The following is a 4,898-nucleotide window of genomic DNA, read 5'->3' as shown; positions in this document are numbered from 1 at the left end:
ACACCCAAGCCCTCCTCCGCCTCGCCCGCCACCGCATCAGCGTCATCTTCGCGATGCTCCGCGACGGCACCTTCTACGAACCCAGAACCCCCCGCCTCGCTTGACGAAGGACATAGAGGCACCCCCCGCTCCCGGCGCGCCGGCTCTCAGTTCGTCAGCTCGAATGAAGTCCGCGCCTTCTTCAGGCCCTTGACCTTCACCTCGATGTCGTACGAGCCGGGCTTCGCGCGCTGGGCCGGCGGCGTGCCGCAGTTGGCGACGCTGGGCTTGCCGAACCAGGTGAGCGTGTCGGCCGAGGTGCCGTTCGCCGGGACCTGGCGCAGGAACGGGGCCTTCTCCCGCAGGCAGTCGTCGGAGGTCCACACCTTGTCGCCGTCGGCGTTCTCGATCGTGACGACGGTCGCGCCCCGGCCCAGGTCGATCTTGCAGGCGCTGCCCTTGCTGTTCTCGGCCTTCAGCTCGAACTTGGGCTTCTGGCCCGGCCCGTAGGCATCCTTCAGGCTGCGCAGCTTGAGCGTGACGCCGTCGTCCGCGCAGTCGCGCACCCCGGTGCCCACCGGGAGCCGGACCGGGGCGCCGCCCTTGCCCGCGCTGCCGCCGCCCCCGCCGGCGCCACCACCACCACTGCCACCACCGCCGCCGCTGCCGCCTCCGGTGGCGGCCGAGCCAGCGCCGCCGGCGCCCCAGCCGGAGCCCCCGGCCGCGCCGCCCGCCTGGTCCGAGCTCCCGGAGCCGCCGGAGCCGCCCGAACCGCCGGAATCGCCGCCGTCCTCGCCGTCGTCTCCCCCTGATCCGCCCGAGCCGCCGTCGTCCTCGTCGCGCCCGCCGGGGCGGTCGCTGTTCACGGGCCCGGACTTGGTCGGTCCGGGAGTGATGGTGCTGGCGGTGCCGCCGCCGCTGCCGCTCTTGCTCTCGTTGCCGGAGCCGTCCCCGCCCCCGGAGGAGACGATCAGCCAGACGAGGAGCAGGACCAGCAGCGCGAGGACAGCAAGGGCAACTGCCCTCCGTCGCCAGTAGATGGAAGAGGGAAGCGGCCCGATCGGATTGCGCAGAGATCCCACGCGGAAACCTTACGAGACATCAGGCGCCGCGCAGGCCGGTACCCGCCGCAGCGCGCTGGAATTGTTGTGATGAGCGCCAGTCCGTACGGGCATTGATCGCTGTCCGTGACTATTCCACTCCGTACCGTACGGAAATCCGGTACGCCGCGTGTGCGTTTTCCCGGCGGGGAGGAGCGTGTCAGGATCGGTCGTGCGATGACTGCGACCACCGATCCCTCCTCAGCCACTGCCGAAGCCGCCGATGCCGTTGTCGGCGCCGATGCCGCCGACGGCGCCGTGCGGTCCGCGCGCGCCCTGCACGCCCCCGTCGTCGACTGGTTCGCCGCACACGCCCGCGACCTGCCGTGGCGCCGCCCGGAGGCGGGCGCGTGGGGCGTCATGGCCAGCGAGTTCATGCTCCAGCAGACGCCCGTCAACCGCGTACTGCCGGTCTACGAGGAGTGGCTGGAGCGCTGGCCCCGGCCCGCGGACCTCGCGGCCGAGGCACCCGGCGAGGCCGTCCGCGCCTGGGGCCGCCTCGGCTATCCGCGCCGCGCGCTGCGGCTGCACGCCGCCGCCAGGGCCATAGCGGAGCGGCACGGCGGTGAGGTCCCCAGCGAGCACGCGCAGTTGCTGGCGCTGCCGGGGGTGGGGGAGTACACCGCGGCGGCCGTGGTCTCGTTCGCCTACGGACAGCGGCACGCGGTGCTCGACACCAATGTGCGCCGGGTGTTCGCACGGGCCGTCAGCGGTCAGCAGTTCCCGCCGAACGCGACAACCGCGGCCGAACGCCGGCTCGCCCGCGCGCTGCTGCCGGACGACGACGCGACCGCGTCCCGCTGGGCGGCGGCCACGATGGAGCTGGGCGCGCTGGTGTGCACGGCGCGCGGCCCGCAGTGCGGGCGCTGCCCGATCGCCGAGCAGTGCGCCTGGCAACTCGCGGGCGCCCCCGCGCACGAGGGGCCCGCGCGGCGCGGCCAGTCGTACGCCGGGACGGACCGGCAGGTGCGGGGGCGGCTGCTCGCCGTGCTGCGCGCGTCCAAGGACCCGGTGCCGCAGTCGGATCTGGACCAGGTGTGGCACGAGCCCGTCCAGCGTGCGCGGGCGCTCGACGGGCTCGTGTCGGACGGTCTGGTGGAGCCGCTGGAAGGCGGCCGCTACCGCTTGCCGCTCACCTGATCCGCCCCCGGCGAGCACGGCGAGCACGGCGAGCACGGCGAGCACGGCGAGCACGGCGAGCACGGCGAGCACGGCCGGACACTACGCCGGCGGCTCGCCCCACGGCTTGTCGAAGTCGAGTTCGCCCTCGCGGCGCTGGGTGAGCGACCACCAGCTGCCGTTGTCGTCGCGGAAGATGGCCTCGGTGCCGTACGGCCGCTCCTGCGGCTCCTGGAGGAACTCGACCCCCCGGTCCTTGAGCTGCTTGTAGTCCCCGTGGCAGTCGTCGGTGTGCAGGGCGCCCGCGCCGAGGACGCCCTTGGTCACGAGCGTGGTGAGCGCCTCCGCGGACTCGGGGTCGAAGCCCGGACCGTCGGTGGGCATGATCGTCATCTCCAGGTCGTTCTGACCGGGGACCCCGACCGTGACCCAGCGCGCCCCCATGTCCACATCGCTGCGGATCTCGAATCCCAGCTTCTCCGTGCAGAAGGCGACGGTGCGCTCTTGATCGGTGGACCAGATGGTGACCAGGGCCAGCGCCTTAATCATGATCGACTCCAGGAATGTCGGTTCTGGGCGGGAATTCACCCGGTTTCCTCACCGTAGCCAGCCGGGCCTCAGGCCGCTTCCTGGGAATTGCGCTTCTTGAAGCCGCCGGCGAACAGCATGGCGTAGCACCCCGGAATCATCCCGGCGCCGCCGCGCGCATACGCCGCGCGATACTCGCTCGGGGTGAAGCCGATCTGCTGCTTGAAGCGGGCGGAGAAGGTGCCCAGCCCGCTGAAACCGACCAGGAAGCAGATCTCGGTCACCGTGAGATTGGCCGAGCGCAGCATCTCCTGGGCCCGCTCGATACGGCGCCTGCTCAGATACTGGCCGGGCGTCTCGCCATAGGCCGCCTTGAACGCCCGCACGAAGTGATAGCGGGAATAGCCCGCCCGCGCGGCGACCGCGTCCAGGCCGAGCGAGGGCTCGGCCCAGTCGCGGTCCATGGTGTCCTTGGCGAGGCGGAGGGCCCGCAGCCGCGCCATACCGGGAGTGGTCATGCTCCGATGCTGGCACGCCCCTCTGACACCGGCCCGCTCTCCTGCTCCGCCGAGCCCGCCGCGTCCGCCGAGCCCGCCGCGTCTGCCGAGCCCGCCGCGTCCGCCGAGCCCGCCGCGTCCGCGGACTCCGGGGCCTTGGGGGCCTCCGGGGCCGGTTCGGACTCCTTGCCGCCGCGGAGCGGCACCTCCTTGATGAACCAGCCGCCGATGAAGCAGATCAGCGAGACCCCGGCCGCCAGCAGGAAGACGTGGTTCGTTCCGGCCGCCACCGCGTGCTCGTACGCGTCCCGCACCGGCGCGGGCAGTTTGGCGAGCGCGTCCGCCGTGAGCTGGGCGCTGCCCTCGGTGACGCGCGCGCCGCCGGAGGCCGCGCTCTCCCGCATGGAGTCCTTCACCTGGCTGGCGAAGACCGTGCCCATCAGCGCGACGCCGAGCGAACCGCCGATCGTCCGGAACAGGGTGACCGTGGACGAGGCGACGCCCATGTCCTTCGGCTCCACGCTGTTCTGCGCGATCAGCATGGTGAGCTGCATCAGGAACCCCATGCCCGCGCCGAGCACCGCCATGTAGAGCCCGGCGGTGACGCGGCTGGTGTCCTCGTCCATCTGCGCCAGCAGGAACAGCCCGATGGGTATCAGCGTGCCGCCGATCACCGGGTACGCGCGGTACTTGCCGGTGGTCGTCATACGGCGGCCGATCAGCATCGACACGAACATCATCGGCAGCAGCACGGGGAGCAGCAGCAGCCCGGAGTTGGTGGCCGAGGCGCTCTGCACGCTCTGCTGGAAGAGCGGCAGGAAGGTGATCGCGCCGAACATCACAAAGCCGAGGACGAAGCCGATGACGGTGACCAGCGTGAAGTTGCGGTTGCGGAAGACGCCCAGCGGCAGGATCGGCTCGGACACCCGGCGCTCGACGAACGGGAAGGCCGCCAGCGCCGCCACCGCCAGCACGGCGAGGCCGACGATGACCGCGGACCCCCAGGCGTACTCCGTGCCGCCCCAGCTCGCGACCAGCACGGCCGCCGTGATGCCCGTGGTCAGCAGGGCGGCGCCCGGATAGTCGATGCGGCCGTGGCCCTCCTTCTTCGGCAGGTGGAGCACGGTGGTGACCAGCACCAGGGCGACGGCGCCCAGCGGGAGGTTGATGTAGAAGGCCCAGCGCCAGCCGAGGTGGTCGGTGAGGGTGCCGCCGACGAGCGGGCCGCCGATCATGGCCAGCGACATGACGCCGGCCATCATGCCCATGTACTTCCCGCGCTCGCGGGGCGGCACGAGGTCGCCCAGGATCGCCATCGCGCCGACCAGCAGCCCGCCGGCGCCCATGCCCTGCAGCGCGCGGAAGCCGATCAGCTGCCCCATCGACTGGGCCACGCCCGAGGTCACCGACCCGGCCAGGAAGATGACGATGGAGGTGAGGAAGGCGCCCTTGCGCCCGTACATGTCGCCGAGCTTGCCCCAGATGGGGGTGGAGGCGGCGGTGGTGAGCGCATAGGCCGTCACGACCCAGGAGAGGTGGTCGAGCCCGCCCAGCTCGCCGACGATGGTGGGCATCGCGGTGCCCACGATCATGTTGTCCAGCATGGCGAGAAGGACCGCGATCATCAGGGAGAAGACGACCACAGTCAGACTGCGCCGCCCGGCCTCCCCGCCCC

Annotated in this window: 5 protein-coding genes; 1 reads left to right on the top strand and 4 read right to left on the bottom strand. The window is 72.0% G+C overall.

The window, feature by feature from the left end:
- Positions 1 to 146: 146 nt before the first annotated feature.
- Positions 147 to 1,061, bottom strand: a complete 915-nt coding sequence (locus G5C65_RS31145; protein WP_165302394.1) for a hypothetical protein — start codon at positions 1,059 to 1,061, stop codon at positions 147 to 149.
- A gap of 195 nt (positions 1,062 to 1,256) precedes the next feature.
- Here G5C65_RS31145 and G5C65_RS31140 point away from each other — a divergent pair, with 195 nt between their 5' ends.
- Positions 1,257 to 2,219, top strand: coding sequence for an HhH-GPD family protein (locus G5C65_RS31140; RefSeq protein WP_165302393.1), 963 nt, complete (start codon positions 1,257 to 1,259; stop codon positions 2,217 to 2,219).
- An 81-nt stretch (positions 2,220 to 2,300) separates the two neighbouring features.
- Here the strand turns inward: G5C65_RS31140 and G5C65_RS31135 are convergent, their stop codons facing one another.
- The 3 genes from G5C65_RS31135 to G5C65_RS31125 form a co-directional block, all read right to left on the bottom strand.
- Complete coding sequence (locus G5C65_RS31135) at positions 2,301 to 2,747, bottom strand: VOC family protein (protein WP_165302392.1); 447 nt, start codon at positions 2,745 to 2,747, stop codon at positions 2,301 to 2,303.
- Between the two features lie 68 nt (positions 2,748 to 2,815).
- Positions 2,816 to 3,244: a helix-turn-helix transcriptional regulator gene (locus G5C65_RS31130; protein ID WP_241266195.1), complete on the bottom strand. Its 429-nt coding sequence runs from the start codon at positions 3,242 to 3,244 to the stop codon at positions 2,816 to 2,818.
- Positions 3,241 to 4,898, bottom strand: a 1,658-nt coding sequence (locus tag G5C65_RS31125) for an MDR family MFS transporter (RefSeq protein WP_478501616.1), incomplete at its 5' end; no start/stop codon positions are given. The genes G5C65_RS31125 and G5C65_RS31130, both read right to left, overlap by 4 nt.

The organism is Streptomyces boncukensis (genome assembly GCF_011045075.1).
In the GTDB taxonomy this organism is placed as follows: Bacteria; Actinomycetota; Actinomycetes; order Streptomycetales; family Streptomycetaceae; genus Streptomyces; species Streptomyces boncukensis.
The sequence above is the reverse complement of the archived record's forward strand: the minus strand, read 5'-3'. Positions and strand labels throughout refer to the sequence as shown.